At 72.2% G+C, this 22,872-nt stretch carries 21 protein-coding genes; 6 read left to right on the top strand and 15 right to left on the bottom strand.

What is annotated here, in order from left to right; all coding sequences use genetic code 11:
- Window positions 1–2: 2 nt before the first annotated feature.
- Window positions 3–1,445 carry a PLP-dependent aminotransferase family protein gene (locus tag OG622_RS39905; RefSeq protein WP_371581507.1) on the bottom strand — a complete coding sequence of 481 codons (1,443 nt, stop codon included), beginning with the start codon at window positions 1,443–1,445 and terminating at the stop codon, window positions 3–5.
- Here OG622_RS39905 and OG622_RS39900 point away from each other — a divergent pair.
- Both OG622_RS39900 and OG622_RS39895 read left to right on the top strand, forming a co-directional pair.
- Window positions 1,444–2,502: a DMT family transporter gene (locus OG622_RS39900; RefSeq protein ID WP_371581505.1), complete on the top strand. Its 1,059-nt coding sequence runs from the start codon at window positions 1,444–1,446 to the stop codon at window positions 2,500–2,502. The two genes, OG622_RS39905 and OG622_RS39900, sit on opposite strands and share 2 nt — an antisense overlap.
- Window positions 2,503–2,603: 101 nt before the next feature.
- On the top strand, window positions 2,604–2,801 hold the full coding sequence (locus OG622_RS39895; protein ID WP_351405586.1) for a DUF1918 domain-containing protein: 198 nt from the start codon (window positions 2,604–2,606) through the stop codon (window positions 2,799–2,801).
- A gap of 28 nt (window positions 2,802–2,829) precedes the next feature.
- On the opposite strand, the gene OG622_RS39890 is transcribed toward OG622_RS39895, so the two are convergent.
- Window positions 2,830–4,068: a glycoside hydrolase family 10 protein gene (locus tag OG622_RS39890; protein WP_371581502.1), complete on the bottom strand. Its 1,239-nt coding sequence runs from the start codon at window positions 4,066–4,068 to the stop codon at window positions 2,830–2,832.
- A 193-nt stretch (window positions 4,069–4,261) separates the two neighbouring features.
- Between OG622_RS39890 and OG622_RS39885 the strand changes: the two genes are divergently transcribed.
- Together OG622_RS39885 and OG622_RS39880 are read left to right on the top strand one after the other, a co-directional pair.
- Entirely contained in the window at window positions 4,262–5,122 is an 861-nt protein-coding gene (locus OG622_RS39885; RefSeq protein WP_371581501.1) for a 3-hydroxybutyryl-CoA dehydrogenase, read from the top strand.
- A 220-nt stretch (window positions 5,123–5,342) separates the two neighbouring features.
- Entirely contained in the window at window positions 5,343–5,600 is a 258-nt protein-coding gene (locus OG622_RS39880; RefSeq protein WP_371581499.1) for a hypothetical protein, read from the top strand.
- Window positions 5,601–5,628: 28 nt separating this feature from the next.
- On the opposite strand, the gene OG622_RS39875 is transcribed toward OG622_RS39880, so the two are convergent.
- The 10 genes from OG622_RS39875 to infC all read right to left on the bottom strand — a co-directional run bounded on the left by OG622_RS39875 (window position 5,629) and on the right by infC (window position 16,788).
- Entirely contained in the window at window positions 5,629–6,174 is a 546-nt protein-coding gene (locus OG622_RS39875; RefSeq protein WP_371581497.1) for an NUDIX domain-containing protein, read from the bottom strand.
- A gap of 98 nt (window positions 6,175–6,272) precedes the next feature.
- On the bottom strand, window positions 6,273–7,613 hold the full coding sequence (locus OG622_RS39870; protein ID WP_371581495.1) for a transcriptional regulator: 1,341 nt from the start codon (window positions 7,611–7,613) through the stop codon (window positions 6,273–6,275).
- Window positions 7,614–7,823: 210 nt separating this feature from the next.
- A complete protein-coding gene (locus OG622_RS39865; protein WP_371581493.1) occupies window positions 7,824–8,810 on the bottom strand; it encodes a PP2C family protein-serine/threonine phosphatase in 987 nt (328 codons plus the stop codon).
- A gap of 322 nt (window positions 8,811–9,132) precedes the next feature.
- Window positions 9,133–11,646 carry a phenylalanine--tRNA ligase subunit beta gene (gene pheT, locus OG622_RS39860; protein WP_371581491.1) on the bottom strand — a complete coding sequence of 838 codons (2,514 nt, stop codon included), beginning with the start codon at window positions 11,644–11,646 and terminating at the stop codon, window positions 9,133–9,135.
- Window positions 11,646–12,767, bottom strand: coding sequence for a phenylalanine--tRNA ligase subunit alpha (pheS, locus tag OG622_RS39855; protein ID WP_371581489.1), 1,122 nt, complete (start codon window positions 12,765–12,767; stop codon window positions 11,646–11,648). Before pheS ends, pheT begins: the two co-directional genes overlap by 1 nt.
- 152 nt (window positions 12,768–12,919) lie before the next feature.
- Window positions 12,920–14,056, bottom strand: coding sequence for an ATP-binding protein (locus OG622_RS39850; protein ID WP_371581487.1), 1,137 nt, complete (start codon window positions 14,054–14,056; stop codon window positions 12,920–12,922).
- 53 nt (window positions 14,057–14,109) lie between these two features.
- A complete protein-coding gene (locus OG622_RS39845) occupies window positions 14,110–14,952 on the bottom strand; it encodes a TrmH family RNA methyltransferase (RefSeq protein ID WP_371581485.1) in 843 nt (280 codons plus the stop codon).
- 276 nt (window positions 14,953–15,228) lie between these two features.
- Window positions 15,229–15,612, bottom strand: coding sequence for a 50S ribosomal protein L20 (gene rplT / locus OG622_RS39840; protein ID WP_057580434.1), 384 nt, complete (start codon window positions 15,610–15,612; stop codon window positions 15,229–15,231).
- A 113-nt stretch (window positions 15,613–15,725) separates the two neighbouring features.
- Window positions 15,726–15,920, bottom strand: coding sequence for a 50S ribosomal protein L35 (gene rpmI, locus OG622_RS39835; RefSeq protein WP_037701701.1), 195 nt, complete (start codon window positions 15,918–15,920; stop codon window positions 15,726–15,728).
- 130 nt (window positions 15,921–16,050) lie between these two features.
- Window positions 16,051–16,788 (bottom strand): translation initiation factor IF-3, encoded by a 738-nt coding sequence (infC, locus tag OG622_RS39830; RefSeq protein ID WP_371584366.1) that lies wholly within the window; start codon window positions 16,786–16,788, stop codon window positions 16,051–16,053.
- A 372-nt stretch (window positions 16,789–17,160) separates the two neighbouring features.
- Between infC and OG622_RS39825 the strand changes: the two genes are divergently transcribed.
- On the top strand, window positions 17,161–17,517 hold the full coding sequence (locus tag OG622_RS39825) for a DUF1844 domain-containing protein (protein ID WP_371581482.1): 357 nt from the start codon (window positions 17,161–17,163) through the stop codon (window positions 17,515–17,517).
- A gap of 16 nt (window positions 17,518–17,533) precedes the next feature.
- On the opposite strand, the gene OG622_RS39820 is transcribed toward OG622_RS39825, so the two are convergent.
- Complete coding sequence (locus OG622_RS39820; protein ID WP_371581481.1) at window positions 17,534–18,265, bottom strand: SseB family protein; 732 nt, start codon at window positions 18,263–18,265, stop codon at window positions 17,534–17,536.
- A 149-nt stretch (window positions 18,266–18,414) separates the two neighbouring features.
- On the opposite strand from OG622_RS39820, the gene OG622_RS39815 reads away from it, so the two are divergent.
- Window positions 18,415–19,509: a serine hydrolase gene (locus OG622_RS39815; RefSeq protein WP_371581480.1), complete on the top strand. Its 1,095-nt coding sequence runs from the start codon at window positions 18,415–18,417 to the stop codon at window positions 19,507–19,509.
- 9 nt (window positions 19,510–19,518) lie between these two features.
- Here the strand turns inward: OG622_RS39815 and mycP are convergent, their stop codons facing one another.
- Both mycP and OG622_RS39805 read right to left on the bottom strand, forming a co-directional pair.
- The gene (mycP, locus tag OG622_RS39810; RefSeq protein WP_371584365.1) at window positions 19,519–20,736 is read right to left on the bottom strand and encodes a type VII secretion-associated serine protease mycosin; all 1,218 of its coding nucleotides are present in this window, start codon (window positions 20,734–20,736) and stop codon (window positions 19,519–19,521) included.
- A gap of 89 nt (window positions 20,737–20,825) precedes the next feature.
- Window positions 20,826–22,649 carry a hypothetical protein gene (locus OG622_RS39805; RefSeq protein WP_371581478.1) on the bottom strand — a complete coding sequence of 608 codons (1,824 nt, stop codon included), beginning with the start codon at window positions 22,647–22,649 and terminating at the stop codon, window positions 20,826–20,828.
- Between the last annotated feature and the right edge of the window lie 223 nt (window positions 22,650–22,872).

Genomic DNA, 22,872 nt, shown 5'->3' with positions numbered 1-22,872 from the left:
GGTCAGAAGCCCGCTGTCGAACCCTTTACGGCCGCCCTCAGCCGCCCTACCCCTTCCGCGATCTCCCCCGCGCCCGCGACACCGGCGAAGCTCAACCGGAGGTGTCCGGCCGGGGGTTCGGCACTGAAGTAGGGGCGACCGGGGGTGACCGCCACGCCCGCGCGGAGCGCGGCGGCGACCAGCGCGGGCTCGTCGGTGCCGTCGGGGAGGCGCAGCCACAGGTGGTAGCCGCCCGAGGGGATGTGGGGCAGGGCGAGTTCGGGCAGGCGCATCCGAAGCTCGGCGGTCAGCGTGTCCCGGCGGTTCCTCAACTCCCTGGAGACCGCCCGGAGATGGCGGGGCCAGGCGGGTGAGCCGACGAGTTCGAGGGCGGCCTCCTGGAGGGGGCGCGGTACGAAGAAGGTGTCGACGACCTGGATGGCGCGCAGCCGTTCCAGAACCGGGCCCCGGGCGGCCAGGGCGCCCACCCGGAAGCTGGGTGAGGTCGCCTTGGTCAGGGAGGAGACGTGCACGACCACGCCGTCGGGATCGTCGGCCGCCAGCGGCCCGGGCAGCGGTCCGGCGTCCTCGTGCACGAGACGGCGTACGAAGTCGTCCTCCACGACGAAGGCCCCCGCCTCGCGGGCGATCCGCAGCACCTCACCCCTGCGGTCGGCCGACAGGACGGCACCGGTGGGGTTCTGGAAGAGCGGCTGGCAGACGAAGACCCGGGCGCCGGACGCCCTGAACGCGTCGGCGAGGAGGGCGGGTCTGACCCCGTCCGCGTCCACCGGCACCGGAACGGGCCGCAGCCCGGCCGCCCGTGCGATCGCCAGCATGCCCGGGTAGGTGGGCGACTCGACCAGGACGGGCGCCCCGGGCGGCGCGAGGGCACGCAGGGCGGTGGTCAGGGCGGACTGGCCGCCCGCCGCGACGATCACCTCGGCGGCGGTGATCGCCCCGCCGATGCTCCGCGCGAACCACTCGCGCAGCTCCGGCACGCCCTCGACCGGCGGTCGCGCCCACACCCCTGGCCGCCGTCCGGCTCTCGACAGAGCCGCGCCCATGGCCTGTTCCGGCTGCAGCGACGGGTGCAGATAGCCGCTGTTGAACTCGATCACGCCGGGTGGCGGAGAGGCGAGCGAGACCAGCACTCCGGAGGCGTCCACCGTGCGGGGCGACGGCTCGGCGCTGCCGTCCGCGCTCAGCGCGACCTCCTGCCAGGACGTGTCCCCCACGGCCGCCCGGCCCTCACGTGGCCGCGCCCGGAAGGCGCCCGCCCCCGGCCGGGTCACCACGAGCCCCTCGGCGGCCAGCTGCGCCAAAGCCCGCGAGACGGTCACCGGGCTCACCCGGAAACGTTCGACGAGCGCCCGGCTCGACGGCAGCTTTCCACCGGGTGAGTAGCGGTTCAGCTCGCTCCGCAGCTGTTCCGCCAGTTCTCTGCCACTGCTACGCTCTTGCATGAGAGTAGAGAGTAGCGCTATCGCCCGAGGTTCAGTAGCGGTGGACAGCGGCCCGGAGGGCAGCGGGCCGCGACCGGCGCATACCGGGCCACGACCGGTCACCTCCGGAATCCGCCCCTCCGACGCCACCGGCGCCAGCCCGGCCGCGCCCGGGACCGACCACCGCGCCCGCACCGGCGGCACTCTCCAGGCAGCCCTCGGCGTCACCGCCTTCTCCCTCACCTTCCCGGCCACCGCCTGGGGCCTGGAGGGTTTCGGCCCCTGGTCCCTCGTCGCCGTGCGCAGCGTCCTCGCCGCCGTCATCGCGGGGATCTGCCTGCTGGCGGTGGGGGTCCCCTCGCGCGGGCGCGGCCGACCGTGGAGGGTGCGACCGCCCGGCCGTCGGCACTGGGCGGGACTCGCGGTCGTGGCCGCCGGTGTCGTGGTGGGCTTCCCGCTGCTGACGACGCTCGCGCTGCAGACCTCGACCACCGCGCACGCCGCCGTCGTGGTCGGCCTGCTCCCGCTGACGACCGCCCTGTTCTCGGCGCTGCGCATGGGCACCCGCCCCTCGCGCACCTTCTGGACCGCCGCCCTCGCCGGGGCCGCCGCCGTCCTCGCGTTCACCGTGACACAGAGCGGCGGCGCCCTCACGAAGGCCGACCTCTACCTCTTCGTCGCCCTGCTGGTGTGCGCGGCCGGCTACACCGAGGGCGGCCGGCTGGCCCGGGTGATGCCGGGCTGGCAGGTCATCGGCTGGGCCCTGGTGCTCTGTCTGCCGCTGAGCGTGCCGGGCACCCTGCTGGCCCTGTCGTACGAGCCGGTCCAGCTGACCGCGCACAGTGTGGCCGGGCTGCTGTGGGTGGCGGCCGGGTCCCAGTTCCTGGGGCTGGTCGTCTGGTACCGGGGCATGGCGGCGATCGGCATACCGAAGGCCAGCCAGTTGCAGCTGGCGCAGCCGCTGCTCACACTGGTGTGGGCGGTGCTGCTCCTCGGTGAGCAGCTCACCCCGGCCGCGCCCCTGACGGCCGCCGCCGTGCTGGTCTGCATCGCGGTCACCCAGCGCTCCTCCGCCTGAGAGCGTCTGAGAGCCCGTTACGCACACCGGTTCAACCGGCGCCGCCCGCAATAGACTGCGGTCACGGATTGCCACTCTTGTGCGAGACGAGGAGGCCCCCGATGCAGGCAGCTGTAGGCGACACCCTGCTGGTGCACGGCAGGACCGTCGGGCACCACGACCGGACCGCGCAGGTCCTGGAGGTGCTCGGCCAGAACGGGAACCCGCCCTACCGGGTCAGGTTCGAGGACGACGGGCACGAGGCGCTGATGGCCCCGGGCCCGGACACCGTCGTCCGTCACCCCGGGGACCCGAGGTAATCACCCCGCGTCCCTTCACCCGGTCTGGTCAGCGTGGTGGTTCCGCCGGCCGCTGATAGTGGTCGGCGACCACCCGTGCCATCGCACCGATCCCGTCGAGCCCCACCTCCTTGGCCGAGAAGAAGACATGTCCGCGCGCCTCCGGGACGTCGCGGGCCAGGGTGAGGTGCGCCGACAGCTCGGCCGGGTCCTGCCAGGCAGCGGGCTGCGCCGGGTCGCCCGCCTTGTACAGGGCCTCCCCGATGTACAGCCGCGTCCCGCTGCCCCGGGCGGTCTCGGCCCACCAGGGCAGCAGCTTGGCGTAGTCGGCGGCGGCGAAGCCGATGTTCCAGTACAGCTGCGGCACGAGGTAGTCGATCCAGTTCTCCTGGACCCATTTCCGTGTGTCCGCGTACAGATCGTCGTACGTCTGCACGCCCGCCCGGGTGTCCGAGCCGCGCACGTCGGTCGCGGCGTTGCGCCACACACCGAAGGGGCTGATCCCGAACTGTGTGCCGGGGCGGATCACCTTGATCTCCGCCGCCGTCTCCCGCACCAGTTTGTCGATGTTGTCACGCCGCCAGGCCGCCCGGTTGGGGAAACTCCCGCCGTGCCCGTCGTAGGCCGCGTCGTCGTTGAAGACCTGGCCCGCCACCGGGTACGGGTAGAAGTAGTCGTCGAAGTGCACGGCGTCGACCGGGTACTTCCGTACGGCGTCGAGCATGGCCTCCCGCACGAAGGCGCGGACGGCGGGGATGCCCGGGTTGTAGTGGAGCTTGCCACCGTAGGGGACGACCCAGTCGGGGTTCTTCCGGGCCGGGTGCGAGGCGACGAGACGGCTCGGGTCGGTGTGGAGGGCGATCCGGTACGGGTTGAACCAGGCGTGCAGTTCGAGCCCCCGGGCGTGGGCCTCCTCGACCGCCGTGCCCAGCGGGTCCCAGCCGGGGTTCTTGCCCTGAGTACCGGTGAGGTACTGCGACCAGGGCTCGTGCGGGGAGGGCCAGAGCGCGTCGGCGGTGGGGCGGACCTGGAAGATCACCGCGTTGAGGCGGCGGGCCACTGCGGTGTCGAGGTGGGCCAGGAGTTCGGCGCGCTGCTTGGCGGCGGACAGACCGGGCGCGGAGGGCCAGTCCCGGTTGACGACGGTGGCCAGCCACATGCCGCGCATCTCGCCCTCGGCAGCCCTGCGGCGGGGACTCGGCTCCCCGCCGGCGATGGCGGTACCGGCCACACCGCCGGCCGCCACGAGTGTCGCCGCCGCGGTCGCCCAGAACGCCCGTCGTGACATCCGTGGCTTCCTATGCATCGCCGTCCTCCGCGTACGCTTCCCACGCGTCCGCCCCGTCGCGGACCGCTCCCCGGCCAGCCTTCCATGTGACACCCGGAATACTGATCAGTAGGCGTCGCGGGTAACGTGCAGGTTTGGCACAGGCCCACACCAGGGGTGTCTGCCAGGGACGTAGACCAGCGAAAGGGACGATGTGACCGACATCGAGCGAGTCGGAATCGTGGGCTGTGGCCAGATGGGGGCGGGTATCGCCGAGGTGTGCGCCCGCGCCGGACTGGACGTGAAGGTCGCCGAGACCAGTGGCGAGGCCCTGGAGATCGGCCGTACCCGGCTGTTCAACTCCCTGTCCAAGGCGGCCGAGCGCGGCAAGATCACCGAGGCGGAGCGGGACGAGACGCAGGCGCGCCTCAGCTTCACCACCGACCTCGGCGAGTTCGCCGACCGTGACCTCGTCATCGAGGCGGTCGTGGAGAACGAGCAGGTGAAGACCCAGATCTTCCAGGTGCTCGACCAGGTGGTGACCCGCCCGGACGCGATCCTCGCCTCGAACACCTCCTCCATCCCGCTGGTGAAGCTCGCGGTCGCCACCTCGCGGCCCGACCACGTCATCGGCATCCACTTCTTCAACCCGGCCCCGGTGCAGAAGCTCGTCGAGCTGATCCCGGCGCTCACCACCTCCGAGGGCACCCTCGGCCGGGCGCAGCTGTTCGCCGAGAAGGTGCTCGGCAAGCACTCCGTACGCGCCCAGGACCGTTCGGGCTTCGTCGTCAACGCGCTGCTCGTGCCGTATCTGCTCTCCGCGATCCGGATGTTCGAGTCGGGCATAGCGGGCCGCGAGGACATCGACAACGGCATGGAGCTGGGCTGCGCCCACCCGATGGGCCCGTTGAAGCTCTCCGACCTGATCGGCCTGGACACCGTCGTCTCCATCGCCAACTCGATGTACGAGGAGTACAAGGAGCCGCTGTACGCCGCTCCCCCGCTGCTCCAGCGCATGGTGGACGCAGGGAGGCTCGGCCGGAAGTCGGGGTCGGGTTTCTACTCGTACGCCTGATCAGTCGTCCGCCTGATTCCCCAAAGGCCGTTACGGACGGTCAGTTGTTTCCTCGAACGGGCCCGGCACCGGAGAACGATGCCGGGCCCGTCGTATTCACACACCGTGTGCGCGGCGGACACGCATATGCCTTCCGCACACTCTCCCCACACGCCCACCAGGCGAGTTGACTTCACGTGCGCATGCAAGGGATGGAACAACTACAGAAAGGAGCGGACTCGTGGCCATCGACCCCGAGCATCCCGTGCACCACGGCGAACTCGCAGAGTTACGCCGCCGCCTGGATGTGGCGCACACACGCGTCGAAGGAGGGCTGACCCTGTTGAGCCACCGCGCCGAACAGAGCGCCAAGGAACTGGACGACCTGAACACCCGGGTCGTCACCCTGGAGCACTCCCGCTGGCCTCTGCCCGCGGTGGCGGCCCTCACGGCCCTGGGCGCCCTGGTGGTGTCCGTCTGGCAGGTGCTGGGCCGCTAGCTTCGCCGGGCGGGACGCGAGGGGGCGTTCAGAGCCTGGCGTCCTGCCCGAGACGCAGATGGTGCAGCAGGAGCAGGGCGGCCGCCATGTTGGCGGCCGGGACCTCGCCGCGGGCGACCATGTCGGGAACGAGCTTGAGGGGAACCCATTCCCTGCGGTCCGACTCGAAGTCGTCCACCGGGTGACCGACATACGCGCCCTCGTCGGCCCAGTAGATGTGGTGACGGGCGTCGGTGAGCCCGTTGGAGGGCTCGACGCTCAGCAGGTGGCGCAGAGGCCCCGGCCGCCATCCGGTCTCCTCCTCCAGTTCGCGGGCGGCCGCCTCGGCGATGGCTTCGCCGTCCTCGACGACGCCCGCCGCGAGCTCCCACCCCCAGCTGTCGGTGATGAAGCGGTGCCGCCACAGCAGCAGCACCTCGTTGGCCTCGTTGATCACGGTGGCCACGGCCACGGGCCGCAGCCGTATAAGGAAGTGATCGAGGCGCCGCCCGTCCGGCAACGCGACATCTGCGAGATTGACGCTGAACCAGCGGTTCGAGTACACAGTTTGTTCGCTCTGTTTCGTCCACTGCATGGTTCTGCCACCTTCCGCCGAGTAAGTGGCAATATCGCAGCAGGAGCTGGGTGACAGCAGGCGCACAGCCGGTGCACGGCCGCACCCGGCGCACGGCGTCAGAGCGGTACGCGCAGTGCTCCGTCGATGAGTTCGGCGGCTTCGGAGGTCCCCGCGCCGCCGCTGCGCACGAGGTGTTCGCGTACCGCCCGCAGTCTGTCACGCAGGCGCATGGACTCCATTCCCCGTGCCCGCTCGGCCATTTCCACGGCGGTGGCCACCGCCTTGTCCGCGTTGCCCTGCCGCAGCTCGATCTGGCTGAGCATCGCGAGCCGGTGCACGCGCCCCCGGTCGTGCGCCGGGGTGTCGACGGCGGCCACGGCGTGCTCCGCCGCGGCCGTCAGGTCGCCGAGGCTGAGCAACGCCTCCGCCACCTGGACGTTCACCAGGCCCGGCTGGACATAGCCGGTCTCATCGGGTTCATGACCGCGCCGGATGTGCTCGGCGGCCTGCTCGGCCCGCCGGATGCAGGACAGGGCACTCGTGCCGTCGCCCAGGTGCGCGTACGCCTTCGCCTGCATCGCGTAGAGGTCGGAGGCGAGCGCCGGGGTGATGTGCTTGCCCGCGGTGCGCAGCGCCGCCTCGGCGAAGGCGACGGCCTGCCGGTGCTCCCGCATGAACAGCGACTGGTTGACGAGCAGCGCGATGACGTACGCCCCGAGCCCTCGGTCCCCGCTGGCCTTCGCCAGCCGCAGCGCCTGGTGGAAGTAGCGCTGGGCCAGCCCGTGGGCGTCGGAGTCGTACGCGCAGATCCCGGCGATCGCCACCAGCCCGCCGGTGGCCCGGTGCAGTTGGCGTCCGGTGGCGTCGGTGTAGCTGCCCCGCAGCAGCGGCGCGGCCTCCGCGTTGAGGAACCCGACGATCCGGGTGCGGGTGGCGACGCCCCCGGCCTTGCGGTACATCTGCTCGTAGTGCGTACGGGCCGAGCGCAGCATCTCGATGTCGGCCATGCTGACGCGGTGCCGTCCACCACGGGACACATCGACGTCCTCCGGCGGGTTCTCCCACTCCCAGACGGGCATCACGGCGGGCGTCCCGGTGACGGCGGGCGCACCGAGGACGTGCGCGCGCTGCTGTTCGTCGGAGCGCCACAGGGCGGTGGCGCGCTCCACGAAGCCGGAGAGCCCGGCGCCGTGCTGGGAGATCAGCTCGCCGGGCACACCGAGCCCGATGTCGTCGAGGGCGACCGTCCGGTGCAGCCGCCCGGCGAGCACCTCACAGATCAGGTCGGGCACCTGGCCGCGCGGCCGCTGCCCCTTCAACCACCGGGCCACGGCGGTGTGTTCGTATCTCAGCGCCAGCCCACGGGCCCGCCCCGCCTGGTTGACGTGTGCGGCGAGACCGGCGTGGGAGATACCGGCCTCGTCGAGGATCGCGTCGAGCAGGGTGTTGGGCTGCATGGAGGCCCTCCGGTGGCTCGGTGCCGGCGAGTGGCAGCGTAGCGCCTCCCCTTTCACACGGGGTGTGAGCGGAATACCCGAATTCGGGCCGTGTGCGCGCTGTCGCGGAGAGTGTCGGACCGGTTGACTGAAATGCCTCGCAAGAGGCCGGCCGGGCCGTCGGCTCCCCCTCCTACAGCGCGGTGGCCCGGCCGGGCGGACCGGGGGCGACTACGGGGCCGGAGCGACGGGTGGACTGTCGGCCGTCGGCGCGTGGGGGCTGATCGCGCCCCGCGGCGGAGCCGCGGATTGATGCAGCCCCGCGCCCCGAAGAACCGGAGTACGGCTGATGAGGCGGTCGTTGCGAAGCACCAGTATCGCGATGTCATCCTTGGGCCTGCCTCCTGCGTGGCGGAGGAGTTGGGTGAACACCCCTCGCAGTACGGAGTGGGGGGAGATCGGCTGGGCCCTCACCGCGCGCGTCAACGCGGTCGCCAGGGGGAAGAAGCGGCCCTGCCCGTCCCTCGCGTCCTCCACCCCGTCCGTGTGGAGGAACAGGGCCTCGCCCGGGAGGAGTTGACCGCAGGCGGTGACGGGGAGCTCGGCGGGCAGCGGGAAGAGGCCGAGCGGGGGCATGGGGTCGGCGCAGGCGACAGGTGCCGCCCGGCCGACGCCGAGCAGGTAGGGCCAGGGGTGGCCGCAGTTGAGGGCGTGGAGTTCGCCGTCGGGGGCGATCTCCAGGAGGAGGACGGTCACGAAGTCCTCGGTGTCCTCGGTGTCCTCGGTACGGGCACGGTCGCGGAGGTGCCGGGCGAGGGAGCGGTCGAGACGGGCCAGGACCCCGGCGAGTTCGGCCTCGTCGTGGACGGCCTCGCGGAAGCTGCCCAGCACGGCGGCGACGGTGCCGACGGCGGCGAGGCCATGCCCTCGTACGTCACCCATCACCACCCGCACGCCGTGCTCGGTGGCGATCACCTCGTACAGGTCGCCGCCGACGCTCGCGCCCCGGTCGGCGGAGAGCTGCGCGGCGGCGGTGGCCAGCCCGTCGATCCGTGCGGGCAGTGGCCGCAGCAGCAGGCTCCGCGCGGCGCCCGCGACCTCGCGCGCCTGCCGCACTTCCCGCAGCATCACCTGCCTGACGTGCAGCAGCAGCCCGGTGCCGACCGCGAGGCACACGGCACCGCCGGCGATCCGGGCACCGATCAGCGCCCTCCGCACGGACCGCCGACCGGAGAGACCACGCCCCCGGTACGGCGCCCGCCGAGGAGCCCCAGCCCTGATTCGAATCATGCCGTTGGCCCCCCATCAGGCCCGGACAGCGTGTACGGCCCCGAAAGGCCGGTCCGATTCTGTCCACCGCATGCCCGGATTGGGGAGATCACCCGCAGTTGTCACTCGAATGAGTGAGGTGTCTGCGGAGAGGGCTCGTTGGGGGGCGTGGAGGACTTGCCCCCCTCACAAGGGGCGTGGGGAACCGCGCGACCAGCCACGACGAACCCGCAGCCGCCCTCAACGCGCAGTCCCCCACCCCCTGGGCGCCCTAACTACGAAGCACGGCCCCCGTACGCTCGCCCGCGAGGGCGACCGCCGCGTCCCGGGCCGCCGAAGCCTCGTCGACGGTCAGCGTGCGATCCCCGGCCCTGAAGCGGAGGGCGTACGCCAGCGACTTCCGCCCGTCACCCAACTGCTCCGCGTTCTCGTAGACGTCGAACAGCCGGATGCCCTCCAGCAGTTCACCCGCACCCTCACGCAGCGCGGCCTCCACGTCGGCGTGCGGCACGAACGCGTCGACCACCAGCGCGACATCCTGCGTGGCGACGGGGAACGACGAGATGCTCGGCGCCTGCGGGGTGCTGGCCCCCACCTGCTCCAGCGCGTCCACGTCGATCTCCATCGCGGCGGTACGGGCCGGCAGCCCGAGCGCCTTGAGCACGCGCGGGTGCAGCTCACCGGCGTGGCCGACGACCCGCTCGGTGCCGTCCACGACGACCACGAACTCGGCGCACCGGCCCGGGTGCCAGGGACCGTACTGCCCCTTGCGGACGACCAGTTCGGCACCGGCCTCGCGCGCGATCGCGCGCCCCGCCTCGACGGTGTCGGCCCAGTCCGCCGGACGGCCCTTGCCCCACCAACCGGCCTGCTCACGGGCTCCGGCGACGACGACGGCGACGTGACGCGGCTGCTCGGGCAGCGCGGCGTTCAGCGTCGCGATCTCCTCGTCGGTGGGCCGGCGGTCGACCGGCAGCGCGACGGCGACGCGCTGCTCCGCGCGCGGGAGGAACACCAGCCCGGTCTCGAACAGGGCCAGGTCGTGCGAGCCCCGCCCGTCGTTGCGTCGCAGCGCACCGAGCAGGCCCGGCAGCAGCGTCGTACGGAGCGCGGGCTCCTCGTCGTTGAGCGGGTTGGTCAGCTTGACGACACGGCGGGCCGGGTCGTCGGCGTCCAGGCCGAGCTGGTCGAAGACCTGCTCGGCGATGAACGGGTAGTTGGGCGCCTCGACGTATCCGGCGCCGGCCAGCGCCCGGCCGACCCGGCGGTGCAGCCGCTGCCGGTGGGTCAGGCCACGGCCCGAGGGGGGCTTGGGGAGCGTGGAGGGCAGGTTCTCGTAGCCCTCCAGACGGATGACCTCCTCGGCGAGGTCGTTGACCTCGGCAAGGTCGGGCCGCCAGGACGGCACGGTGACGATCAGGTCGTCCTTCCCGTAGACGTCGCAGCCGACCTCCTGGAGGCGGCGTACGACGGTCTCGCGGCCGTAGTCGACGCCCGCGACCCTGTCCGGGTGGTTCGCCGGGACGGTGATCGTGTGCGGCGCGGACGGGGCGGTCACCTCGGTGACGCCCGCGTCGGCCGTGCCGCCCGCGAGGAGCACCAGCAGGTCGACGGTGCGCTGGGCGGCGGCGGCCGCTGCCAGCGGGTCGACGCCGCGCTCGAAGCGGCGGGACGCCTCCGAGGACAGCTTGTGCCGGCGGGCCGTGCGCGCGATGGCGACCTGGTCGAAGTGGGCGGCCTCGATGACGACGTCGGCCGAGGCGTTCTCCAGATCGTCGTGGTCGGCGATCTCGGTGTTGGCGCCGCCCATGACCCCGGCGAGGCCGATGGGGCCGCGCTCGTCGGTGATCACCAGATCCTCGGCGTGCAGGGTGCGGGTGGTGCCGTCGAGGGTGACGATCTTCTCGCCCTCCTCGGCCCGGCGCACACCGATCGTGCCCTGGACGAGGGAGCGGTCGTAGGCGTGCAGCGGCTGGCCCAGCTCCATCATCACGTAGTTGGTGATGTCGACGGCGAGCGAGATCGGGCGCATGCCGACCTTCTGCAGTCGGCGCTTGAGCCAGATCGGGGAGCGCGTCTCGGGGTCGAGCCCGGTGACGGTGCGGGCGGTGAAGCGGTCGCAGCCGAGCGGGTCGGCGACCTGGACGGGGTGGCCGAACGCGTTCGGGCCCGGCACGTCCAGGAGCGCCGGGTCACGCAGCGGCAGACCATAGGCGATGGCTGTCTCGCGGGCGACGCCCCGGATCGACAGGCAGTCGCCGCGGTTGGCGGTGACGGCGATGTCGAGGACCTCGTCGACGAGCTCCAGCAGCTCGACGGCGTCCTTGCCGACCTCGGTCTCCGGCGGCAGCACGATGATGCCCTTGGTGCCGTCGTCGCCCATGCCCAGCTCGTCGCTGGAGCAGATCATGCCGTGCGAGTTGCGGCCGTACGTCTTGCGGGCGGAAATGGCGAAGCCGCCGGGCAGTTCGGCGCCGGGGAGGACGACCACGACCTTGTCGCCCACCGCGAAGTTGCGCGCGCCGCAGACGATCTCCTGCGGCTCGCCGGTGCCGTTGGCGGTGCCGACGTCGACGGTGCAGAAGCGGATCGGCTTCTTGAACTCCGTCAGCTCCTCGATGGTCAGCACCCGGCCGACGACGAGGGGGCCCTTGAGGCCGTCGCCGAGCTGCTCGACCGACTCGACCTCCAGGCCGGCGGAGATGAGCTTGGCCTGGACGTCACGGCCGGTCTGGTTGGCCGGCAGGTCGACGTACTCCCGCAGCCAGGAAAGCGGGACCCGCATCAGATCTCCATCCCGAACGGCCGGGTGAACCGGACGTCACCCTCGACCATGTCTCGCATGTCTTCGACGTTGTGGCGGAACATCAGCATCCGCTCGATGCCGAACCCGAAGGCGAATCCGCTGTACTTCTCGGGGTCGACGCCGCAGGCGGTGAGCACCTTGGGGTTGACCATGCCGCAGCCGCCGAGTTCGATCCAGCCCTCGCTGGAGCAGGTACGGCAGGGGCGGTCGGGGTTGCCGACGGACTCGCCGCGGCAGACGTAGCACACCATGTCCATCTCGGCGGACGGCTCGGTGAACGGGAAGAAGTTCGGCCGCAGCCGGGTCTTCATGCCCTCGCCGAACAGGGCCTGGACCATGTGGTCCATCGTGCCCTTGAGGTCGGCCATGGTGAGGCCCTCGTCGACGGCCAGCAGCTCGACCTGGCGGAAGACCGGGGTGTGCGTGGCGTCCAGCTCGTCGGTGCGGTAGACGACGCCGGGACAGATCACGTACACCGGCAGCTCGCGGTCGAGCAGGGAGCGGATCTGCACGGGCGAGGTGTGGGTGCGCAGCACGACGCCGGACTCGGTGCCGCCCTCGGGGCCCTGCACGAAGAAGGTGTCGGCCTCGCCCCGGGCCGGGTGGTCCGGGCCGATGTTGAGGGCGTCGAAGTTGAACCACTCGGCCTCGACCTGGGGGCCCTCGGCGACCTCGTAGCCCATGGCCACGAAGATGTCCTCGATGCGCTCCGACAGGGTGGTGAGCGGGTGGCGGGCGCCGGCCGGCACGCGGTCGTACGGCAGCGTGACGTCCACGGCCTCCTCGACGAGCACCCGGGCGTCGCGCTCGGCCTCCAGCTCGGTCTGGCGGGCGGCGAGGCCCTTGTTCACCGCGCCCCGGGCCTGGCCGACCAGCTTGCCCGCGGTGGCCTTGGCCTGCGGGGGCAGGGCGCCGATCTCGCGGTTGGCGAGGGCCAGCGGAGAGGTGCCGCCGGTGTGGGCGACCTTGGCCTCCTGGAGTGCGTCGAGGGAGTCCGCGGCGGTGAAGGCGGCGAGCGCCTCGTCCCGCATGCGCTCGATCTCTTCCGGTTTCAAGGCCTCGACCTCTACAGGGTCGTACGACTTATTCGGTGCCGACATCTCTTCCCGTACTTCCGGTTGGCTGGCTGAAGGTCCCCGTCACAGCGACTCGCGGACGACCCGTCTCCGCTGTTGGGACACGTTTGTGGGACGCATAGGTGCCAAAGGCCGAGTCTAACGGGGTGGGGGGTGAACGAACGCGCCCGTGGTGCTCAGGCCAGATAGGCCGGGGCCGCCACGGGCAGCGTAAATCGGAACTCGGCGCCGCCGACGGGGGCGCGTCCGACCGTGATGGTGCCGCCGTGGGCTTCGACGATGCCCTTGACGATGTACAGCCCGAGGCCGGTGCCGCCGCGCTTGCTGCCCCGCCAGAAGCGGGTGAAGACGCGGTTCATGGACTCCTCCGGGATGCCACTGCCCTCGTCGCTCACCGTGACCGACGTACCGGTGTCCTCCCCCTCCCGGGGGGACGCCGTGGGCATGACGTCAATCGTGACGGTTCCCTCGCCGTGCCGCACCGCATTTTCCAGCAGGTTGCTGAGCACCTGGTCGATCTTGTCCGGGTCGGCCCACAGGGCGGGCAGCGGCTGCTCGATCCGCAGCAGGAACCGGTCGGCGGGCTGGCCCGCGGCGACGTACGCCTGGATGTGCCGTCCGACGGCCGCGCCTATGTCCACGGGCTGCCTGCGCACTTCGAGCCGCCCGGAGTCGATCCTGGAGATGTCCAGCAGTTCGGCGATGAGCCGCGTGACCCGGTTGGCGTCGGCGTCCACGGTCTCCAGCATCAGCTTCTTCTGGTCGTCCGTGAACCGCTCCCACTTGGCGAGCAGCGTCGCGGTGAACCCCTTGACCGACGTCAGCGGCGACCGCAGTTCATGGGCCACGGTGGCGATCAGTTCGGCGTGGCTGCGCTCGGTGCGGCGCCGGGCCTCGGTGTCGCGCAGGGAGACGACGACCCGGCGGACGGGGCCCTTCGGCTCCGTCCGGATGTAGCGGGCCGACACGAGGATCTCGCGCGCCCCGGGCAGGAGCAGGTTCCGCTCGGGCTGTCCGACCCGGATCGCGAGCCCCCCGTACGGGTCGGTCAGCTGCCACCAGCGGCGGCCTTCGAGGTCTTCTAAGGGGAGGGCCCATTCGAGGGGGCGGCCGAGGGCCTCGGCGGCGGGGGTGGCGGTGATCCGGGCGGCGGCGGCGTTGAAGCAGATCACGCGGCCGTTCTCGTCGGCCACGACCAGTCCGTCGGGGAGGTCGTCGGGGTCGATACCGAGCTCGGCGAGATCATCCTGCCGGGCCGCGGAGGTGGCGAGCACGTCCCGTGCCCCCAGTGCGCTGCTCGTGCCGACCCTCATCCCCGTACCCCACCTCTCGCGTTGTGCAGTGGGCCCCCGAGCCCGTCACCCTACTAGCTGGGCGTGACGGTGCGGCACCCTCCGAAGGCGCGCTGTGCACGGGCGGACGCGTAGAGACATACGGCGGCGGCGGTCGCCAGGTTCAGGCTTTCCGCCTTTCCGTGGATCGGTACGCGTACGACGGCGTCGGCCAGCTCCCGCGTCTCCTCGGGCAGCCCCCACGCCTCGTTCCCGAACACCCAGGCCGTGGGTCCGCCCATGGTCCCCTTGTCCAGCTCGTCGTCGAGGTCGTCCTGCCCCGCACCGTCGGCGGCGAGAATGCGCACCCCGGCGTCCTTGAGCCCCGCCACGGCCTCCTCGACGGGCACACCGACGGCGACGGGCAGGTGGAACAGCGACCCGACAGAGGCGCGCACGGCCTTGGGGTTGTAGAGGTCCACGGACGCGTCGGTGAGCACGACGGCCTCGGCCCCGGCGGCGTCGGCGCAGCGCAGTACGGTGCCGGCGTTACCGGGGTCACGGACGTGGGCGAGCACGGCGACGAGCTTGGGACGGCTCTTCAGGATCTCCTCGAAGGGGGTGTCGAGGAACCGGCAGATCCCGACGAGGCCCTGCGGGGTGACGGTGGTGGAGATGTCGGCGACGACCGCCTCGTCGGCGAGGTGCACGCGGGCGCCGGCCGCGCGGGCCACCGCGACGATGTCGGCGTACCGATCCGCGGCCTCGACCGTGGCGAACAGCTCGACCAGTGTGTCCGCGTGCCCGGCGGCCTCCCGCACGGCCTGCGGCCCCTCCGCCAGGAACAGGCGGTCCTTCCCCCGGGAGTTCCGCTTCGCGAGCCGCCGGGCGGCGGAGACACGGGCGGAGCGCGGGGAGATCAACTCGGGGGCGGGCATGGGTCACCTTTTGGATCGGAGAGCTCGGGGGGTTCGTTTCGTTGGCGAGCGCGGGTCCGGTGGTGGCTGGTCGCGCGGTTCCCCGCGCCCCTGAAGGACAACGGCCCTGGCGGGCCGAAAAGCGCGGGCGCAGCCCCGCTTTTCAGGGGCGCGGGGAACTGCGCGAGAAGCCCCACGCACCCGCACCCGACAACGCACCCAGAACGCCCGGACCCGCAGGCGGCGAGCACCTGCGGGTCCGGTTCACAACACACGCGGCTCGAGCCGGCGCGAGCGTCACGCAGCCTTGGGCGCGTTCACGTCCGCAGGCAGTGCCTTCTGCGCCACCTCGACCAGCGCGGCGAACGCGGTGGCGTCGTTGACGGCCAGCTCCGCGAGGATCTTGCGGTCCACCTCGATGTTGGCGGCCTTCAGACCCTGGATGAGGCGGTTGTACGTCATGCCGTTCTGGCGGGCCGCAGCGTTGATGCGCTGGATCCACAGCTGACGGAAGTCGCCCTTGCGCTTCTTGCGGTCGTTGTAGTTGTAGACGAGCGAGTGGGTGACCTGCTCCTTGGCCTTGCGGTACAGGCGCGAACGCTGACCGCGGTAGCCGGAGGCGGCTTCGAGAATCGCCCGGCGCTTCTTGTGGGCGTTGACTGCCCGCTTGACGCGTGCCACTTTTTGACTCCTTGTAGCGGGGCCGTGGTGTCCTCACACGACCCGAAATCGATTGGGTCCCGGTCCTGACGTACGTACGGCGCGCTTCGATCGGTTGATCAGGCGCCGTAGTGTCACTTGCCGAGAAGCTTCTTGATCTTCGCGGCGTCGCCCGGGGCCATCTCGGCGTTGCCGGTGAGGCGACGCGTCACGCGGGACGACTTGTGCTCGAGGTAGTGGCGCTTGCCGGCGCGCTCACGGAGCACCTTGCCGGAGCCGGTGATCTTGAAGCGCTTGCTGGCACCGCTGTGCGACTTGTTCTTCGGCATAGCGCCGTTCTCTCCTCGTCAGTGGCGTTCCGGTGCCCGGTCGCGAAACCGGGCACGACGGAACGTCATTTCTATCGGTTGACACCCTGGACGGTGTCCAGGGTTTCCCCCGGACTCGCGTCCTGGGGACTTACGCCTCGGCAGGCTCCTCGGCCGGCGCCTCGGCCTCGACGTGCTCCACGTCGGTGTCCTCGGCGTCGGTGTCCTCGGCGTCGGTGAACTCGGCGTCGGCGAACTCGCTCTCGGCGGCGTTCTGTGACTTGCCGGGGTTGGCCTTCGCTTCCGCCTTGCGGGCTTCCTGCGCCTGCCGGGCCTCGGCCATCGCCTCGGTCTTCTTCTTGTGCGGACCGAGAACCATGATCATGTTCCGGCCGTCCTGCTTCGGGTTCGACTCGATGAACCCGAGGTCCTCGACGTCCGTTGCGAGCCGCTGCAGCAGTCGGTAGCCCAGCTCGGGCCGGGACTGCTCGCGACCACGGAACATGATCGTGATCTTGACCTTGTCGCCCTGCTTGAGGAACCGGACGACGTGACCCTTTTTGGTGTCGTAGTCGTGCGGGTCGATCTTCGGCCGGAGCTTCATTTCCTTGATGACCGTGTGCGCCTGGTTCTTGCGCGCCTCACGGGCCTTCATGGCCGACTCGTACTTGAACTTCCCGTAGTCCATGAGCTTGCAGACCGGCGGGCGCGCGCTCGCCGCCACCTCGACCAGGTCGAGGTCGTACTCCTGCGCAAGCTCCAGGGCCTTGGCAAGCGGAACAATCCCGACCTGCTCGCCGCTGGGACCGACAAGTCGCACTTCGGGAACGCGAATCCGGTCGTTGATGCGGGGCTCGGTGCTGATGGATCCTCCTCGGTAGCACCACACGCCGGTCTGGCGGACCGCCGTGTTATGTCTGGTTGACATAGAGACCAACCGTCAGGAGCCATGAAAAATGCCCCGGACGGGACACAGGCGGGGCTCCTTGTACTGCCGGAGCACCGCCGCGGGTGTACCGCGGGGCGCAAACTCGGACGACTCCACCGTCCGTACGGAACGGTGGGGGCCGTCTGACCGGGTGACCTGCCGTCCCGGGGGGACAGTCAGGTGGGAGTTCGGAGCCTCCACTTGCGGGCCGGACACACAGGTGTCCAGCCGGTCGTTGGCACCACCATACCGGGTTGAAACCTGACGTGCCAATCGGAGTGCGGTGGGCTCCCGCAGGTCGGGGCGGACGCGCCGGGGCCTATCGTGTGGGGCATGAGTGAGACCCCTCCTGAGAACCCCGACTTCGACTCGATGACCCGCGACATCGCCGAGGTCCCCGCGGTCGAGGTGATCGTGACGGTCGCCGTCAACCTGATGAGCGCCGCCGCGGTGAAGCTCGGCCTGACGGAGGAGGGCGACAAGTACAAGGACCTGGACGAGGCCCGCAAGCTGGTCGCCGCCCTCGCCGGTCTGCTGGACGCGTCCGCGACCGAGATCAGTTCCTTCCACGCCGCCCCGCTGCGCGACGGTCTGAAGTCGCTGCAGCTGGCGTTCCGCGAGGCGTCGGTCGTCCCGGACGAGCCGGGTCAGGGCCCGGGCGAGAAGTACACGGGTCCGGTCTACGGCTAGGCCTTCGGTCCCGCTCTCACTGGCGTACGTACAAGGGCTCGCCCGGTGGCGTCGCCCCGGCCGGCAGCAGTGCCAGGTCGAGGCCGCGTACCAGGCGGGCCCGCAGTGTCTCGTCGGCGGCGAGGCGGCCCGCCACGGACCGCGCGGCCTCGGCCGGGCCCGCGGACGGGTCGAGGACGAGGGCGAGGGTGCCGTCGGCCTGGCCGGGGCCGAGGTGGGCGCGGAGCACGGCCGGTTCGGCGGCGACGGCGGAGCGTACGGCGTCGAGGACGGCGGGATCGGCGAGCGGGTCGGTGGTGGTGCGTCCCTCGGCGAGCGCGAGCAGGGCACGGCCGGTCAGCTCGTAGGGGACGGGGCCCGCGAGGTCGAGGACGATCGTGTCGGCCTTCTCGTGCGCCGCGGCCTGCAGGGCCTGGTGCAGGGGTACGGCGACGGGGCGGGCGGCGGGGTCCCAGCGGGCCAGGGAGTCGGTGGAGGTGAAGGCGGGCAGAGCGGTGCGGCCGCCTGCCTTCAGGGTGGGGACGGCCATGTCGCTGGTCTTCTCGCGGCGCAGTCCGTTCTCGTCCGTCTCGACCTCGCCGAGCACGGCCACGACGGGGACGAGCAGCCGGGCGCCCTTGAGGGCTTCGAGGACGGGGCCCACGGCGGTCCGGTCCTCGGCCCAGGCGGCGAGCGCGGCGCTCAGCCGGGGGTCGGCGGAGCCGTCGTCGTCGGAGAAGCCGGGGTCGGGAATGTTCTTGTTCGCCACGGTCGTCGACCCTATCGGGGGAAGTCTCCCGGGCTTTCGGCAGGCCGGAAACGTGATGGTCACATCACTCACGGTTTTCTCAGCTTTCCCTGACAAGCATCTAACAATCGCCTAACCACACGCACAGCGCGGCACAGAACCATCGCTGCATGCCCTCATCCAGAGCTCGTCGCCGCGCCCGCCCGTCCGGGCGCCGTCCGCTCGTCCACGTCGCGCTCGCCGCGCTCGTCCTGGTGGGCGGCACGGCCGCCGGGTCGGTGTACATGAGGGCCCAGGCGCTGGACGGCGGGGGCTCCGCCGTATCGTCGTCGGCGTCATCGTCGGTATCGCCCTCGGCCTCCGCTTCCACGGCGCCGGGCGTGGAAGCCATCGCTGAGGAGGCCTCGGTGGAACCTGTGGCAGCGCCCGAGGTGGACCATGACGCGCTGCTCGCGGCGGCCCTGGCGGACGTGACCGTCGAGGACGGGGCGGCGGTGTCCGTGGCCGTGCTCGACGTGGCGTCCGGGGACTCGGCCGGGTACGGGGACGCGCGGTTCGACACCGCCAGCATCGTGAAGGCGGACATCCTGGCGGCGCTGCTGCTCCAGGCGCAGGACGCGGGCCGGCAGCTCACCGCGCCGGAGAGGACGTACGCCTCCGCGATGATCCGTGACAGCGACAACGTCTCCGCGACGGCCCTGTGGAAGGCCATCGGGCAGGCGGGCGGCCTCGACGCCGCGAACGAGCGGCTCGGGCTGACGGACACCGAGGGCGGCGACGGTCTGTACTGGGGTCTCACCCAGACCACGGCGGCCGATCAACTCGTCCTGCTCCGGCAGGTGTTCGGGGACGACGACACGTCCGAGCTGAGCGAGGCCTCGCGGGCGTACGTCCAGGAGCTGATGGGGCGGATCACGCAGGGGCAGGACTGGGGTGTCTCGGCGGCGGCGTCGGGTGGGGCCCCGGGGTCCGGATTCGCGCTGAAGAACGGGTGGTTGCCGCGTACCGCCACCGGGCTGTGGGACATCAACAGCGTCGGCCGGGTCACGGTGGACGCGCGGGAGTACCTGGTCGCGGTGGTGTCGAACGGCAGCACGACGAAGGCGAAGGGAATCTCGCTGGTCGAGGCGGCGGCGAAGGCGGCCGTCTCGGTGTTCGGGGACACGAAGGCCACGACGGACATGACAGACGCGGTGGACGCGGCGGGCACCGTGGATCCGACGGCCACGGCCACGGCCTCGGCGGGGGCGGCCACCAGTTCGTAGACGCCGGATTCAGATGACGTACTCGTCCGGCCGGCCGCGACCGCGTCCGCGCCAGACCAGCACCGCGGTGACCAGGAGGACCACGCCGAGACCGCCCGCGGCGGGGGCGGTCCAGCCGACGGTCGTTTCCTCCTCCTCTGCCGGGTCCGGGCCGGAGCCGAAGTACTTGCCGCCGTACGACGCGGTCTTGAGGTCGTCGGACGTGAGCTTGCCGCCCTCCGCGATGGCGGCCGCCGGGTCGACGAAGCCGAAGCCCCGGGAGTCGTCGCGACCGCCGACGGGGGCTTCGCGGGCGGTGCTCTCCAGGAGGCGTTTGACCTGGGCGGGGGTCAGGCTCGGGTGGGCCGCCTTGATGAGGGCGGCGGCGCCGGAGACGAAGGCCGCGGCGGCGCTGGTGCCCCAGCCCTCGTAGTACTTGCGGTCGGGGTCGGCGATGACGACGTCGACGCCGGGGGCGCTGACGGTGGCGTACCAGCGGCGGGTGGAGAACGGGGCGCGGTCGCCGTCCTCGTCGACGGCGGTCACCGCGACCACGCCCGGGTAGGCCGCCGGGTAGGAGATGTGGTCGCCCTTGGCGCCGCCGTTGCCGGCCGAGGCGACGACGATCGAGCCCTTGGCCAGGGCGTACTGGACGGCGGCGTCCTCGGAGGGTTCCGGGTGGGCGGACTCGGAGTCGTCGCCGAGGGAGAGGTTGATGACGTCGACGCCCTGGTCGGCGGCCCAGCGGATGCCCTCGGCGAGGGCGTTGCCACGGGTGCTGCGGGCCTTGGAGCGGGCCGCGTCCTTGTCTTCGAGGATGACGCGGATGGGGAGGATTCTCGCCTCGGGGGCGACGCCGAGGACGCCGTCGGCGTTGTTCACGCCGTGTCCGTGTCCGGCGATGATCCCTGCCATGGCGGTGCCGTGCCGGGCCCAGGGGCGGTCGCCGCGCGAGGCCCCGAAGCCGACCATGTCCTTGGTCGGCAGGACGTTGCCGACCAGGTCCGGGTGCTCGTCGTCGACGCCCGTGTCGAGGACCGCGACGGTGATACCGGCCCCCTTCGTCGTACGCCACGCCTCCTGCGCGTGCATCGCCCCCAACGCCCACTGCTGATCCCGGATGCCGTCGGCGTGCGCGACGGTGGACGGCAGGAGGGCCAGGGAGGCGGCGAGGGGGACGCCAAGGAGGCCGAGGCGCAGGGGGCGGCGGTGGCGCGGGACACTCCGGCCGGCTCGGGTCGCGACCAGGGGCGTGGTCCGCGCGGGCGCCGCGGGGTGCGCGGCTCCACCGACGGCCTCGGCCTTCGCGGCTGTCGTGGCCGTCTCGGGTTCGGCGTTCATGAAGGCTGCTCCGTGGCGGACGCGGCGGTCTTGCGCAGGCCGCGTTCGATGCGGTCGGCGAGGCCCTTCGCCTCGTGGCCGAGACCGGACTGGGCGGGGGCGGTGGTGGCGCCGGACTTCATCGCGTCCGCGGCCGACTGCGGTTCGGAGACGGTGCGGCCGTCGGCGAAGCCCGAGACGGCGTAGACGACGACGGGGACGTCGGTGAGGACGGAGATCGTCCAGGAGGCCCGCTGTTCGTCGCCGAACCCGGCGGCGACGGTGTCCTCGGCGGCGTACCCCCGGGGCATCAGGTCGGTACGGCGGTCGAGACCGTCCTTCGCGAAGCGGTCCCTGAGCGCGGCCATGGCGGCGGCGTCGGTCCTGGTGAACATCAGGCCGACGGTGGTGACGTTGCTGTGGGTCGCGTCGGTGTAGGTGGCGCGCAGTAGTCGCAGGCAGCCGACGGGGGCGAGGGCCTTGCGCAGCAGCGGGTCGAAGGCGTCCGCGCAACCGCTGTCACGCGCGACGGCGACCCGGGTCCAGACGCGGTCGGTGCCGCCGGGCCCGGCGCCCTCGCCCTGCACGGTGGGCGGGAACAACGTGTCGACGGGTACGCCGTGCCACAGCTGCCCGGCCACCGCGAACGTGTCGCGGGAGCCGTCCGCCCCGTCCCCGGTGAGCCAACTCCCTGCCACCGCGCCGCCGATGAGCCCGAAGCCGAGCACCAGGCACGCGGCCACGGCCGCCGCCCGCGCCGTGGTGGGCCGCGGCTTGCGCCGACCGTCGTACGGCTCGGGCGGTGTCCACGGCGACGTGTCCGGCTGCGCGAGCGTCACGAAGGGTCGCCCGGCGGACGCCCCGAGGACTCCGTCGAGCGCTTCGGCGGACCGCCGGGACGAAGCCGACGGGGGTTGCCAGCCACCACCGGGGCGCTCGGGCGTGATGGGCCGCGGCCGAGGCGTCCCCTCGGGTCCTGTCTCCTCGGTCGGAGGGCGCCGGAGGGGCGAGGCCGGGGGCGGGACTGAGCCGCCGGACGCCGGTACGCCGTTGCGGGGCGCCGACTTCGAGGGCTGTCCGGCCGGGCGGGGGACCGTGCCGCCGGGGGTGGGGTCGGAGGGACAGGGTGAGCGGCCTCCGGTGGAAGGGGCGGAGAACCGAGGTGGAGCGCCGTCGGCGGGAGGGCCGGAAGGGCGGGGTGAGCGGCCGCCGAGGGGCGGAGCCGAGTCGGCGGCCCGGGCGCCCGAGGGCTGTGCGGCGTCCGTCCGCCGTCCGGCGTCGCGCACCGGGGGCGGGGTCCTGGGGAAACGCACCGCGGCCGGGGGCGGGGTGTCGTCCGGGCGACGAGCGGCCGGCGGACCGTCCGGGAAGCGGGCAGACGCCGTCGGCGGACCGTCCGGGAAATGAGTCGGAGCCGCCGGAGGAGCGTTCAGGAAACGGGTCCAGGCCGCCGGTGGGGAGTCCGGGAAACGGGCGGAGGCGGCCGGGGGCGGCGGGGTCGCCGGGGTGCCGCCGTTCTGGTTCGCGGTGCGCCGGAAGTCGGAGAAGCGCGGGTGTTCGGCGCGGCGCGGGGCGGTGGCACCGTCCGCGGCGGAACCACGCTCGGGGCTCTGACCCACCGGCCGAGCAGGACCACGCACGGGGCCCATCCCGGTCGGCCGGCCGGAGTCACGCGCCGGGGTGCGGCCGGGCACGGCCTGGCCGGAACCACGGGCGGGGGTGCGTTCCGCCGCCGTCTCACCCGAACCACGCGCGGGGTCGCGCCCGTCCGCCTGGCCGGAGCCTCGCGCGGGGCCGCCCTGGCTGCCGGAACTGCGGCTGTTCTCCACGGTGTTGGGCACATCCGCCGCACCCGGGTGCCGTCCGTCCCGAGTCACGCCCGGCGTCGGCGAAGGCGTCGCCGCGGGCGCCGAGGACGGGCGAGGCGGAGTGCTGGATCGCGCGGGCGCACCCGCCGCGGGTGGCTGGTGCGGGCGGCGTGGCAGGGTCGGACCGTTCCCGGTCGAGGGCGCGCGATCCGGGCGGGGCGGGGGAACCGAGGAGCCTCCCACGGGGCCGGGGCCG

This window comes from Streptomyces sp. NBC_01314 (assembly GCF_041435215.1).
Classification (GTDB): domain Bacteria; phylum Actinomycetota; class Actinomycetes; order Streptomycetales; family Streptomycetaceae; genus Streptomyces.
Note: the sequence above shows the minus strand (reverse complement) of the source record. Positions and strands in the feature narration are given on the sequence as shown.

What these genes read in the sequence shown, in the direction of transcription:
- OG622_RS39870 (WP_371581495.1), bottom strand. Translation starts at nt 7,613, where the DNA reads ATGCAGCCCAACACCCTGCTCGACGCGATCCTCGACGAGGCCGGTATC.
- OG622_RS39890 (WP_371581502.1), bottom strand. Translation starts at nt 4,068, where the DNA reads ATGTCACGACGGGCGTTCTGGGCGACCGCGGCGGCGACACTCGTGGCG.
- OG622_RS39825 (WP_371581482.1), top strand. Translation starts at nt 17,161, where the DNA reads ATGAGTGAGACCCCTCCTGAGAACCCCGACTTCGACTCGATGACCCGC.
- OG622_RS39850 (WP_371581487.1), bottom strand. Translation starts at nt 14,056, where the DNA reads ATGAGGGTCGGCACGAGCAGCGCACTGGGGGCACGGGACGTGCTCGCC.
- OG622_RS39815 (WP_371581480.1), top strand. Translation starts at nt 18,415, where the DNA reads ATGCCCTCATCCAGAGCTCGTCGCCGCGCCCGCCCGTCCGGGCGCCGT.
- pheT (WP_371581491.1), bottom strand. Translation starts at nt 11,646, where the DNA reads ATGCGGGTCCCGCTTTCCTGGCTGCGGGAGTACGTCGACCTGCCGGCC.
- rpmI (WP_037701701.1), bottom strand. Translation starts at nt 15,920, where the DNA reads ATGCCGAAGAACAAGTCGCACAGCGGTGCCAGCAAGCGCTTCAAGATC.
- OG622_RS39845 (WP_371581485.1), bottom strand. Translation starts at nt 14,952, where the DNA reads ATGCCCGCCCCCGAGTTGATCTCCCCGCGCTCCGCCCGTGTCTCCGCC.
- OG622_RS39900 (WP_371581505.1), top strand. Translation starts at nt 1,444, where the DNA reads ATGAGAGTAGAGAGTAGCGCTATCGCCCGAGGTTCAGTAGCGGTGGAC.
- OG622_RS39875 (WP_371581497.1), bottom strand. Translation starts at nt 6,174, where the DNA reads ATGCAGTGGACGAAACAGAGCGAACAAACTGTGTACTCGAACCGCTGG.
- OG622_RS39895 (WP_351405586.1), top strand. Translation starts at nt 2,604, where the DNA reads ATGCAGGCAGCTGTAGGCGACACCCTGCTGGTGCACGGCAGGACCGTC.
- pheS (WP_371581489.1), bottom strand. Translation starts at nt 12,767, where the DNA reads ATGTCGGCACCGAATAAGTCGTACGACCCTGTAGAGGTCGAGGCCTTG.
- OG622_RS39905 (WP_371581507.1), bottom strand. Translation starts at nt 1,445, where the DNA reads ATGCAAGAGCGTAGCAGTGGCAGAGAACTGGCGGAACAGCTGCGGAGC.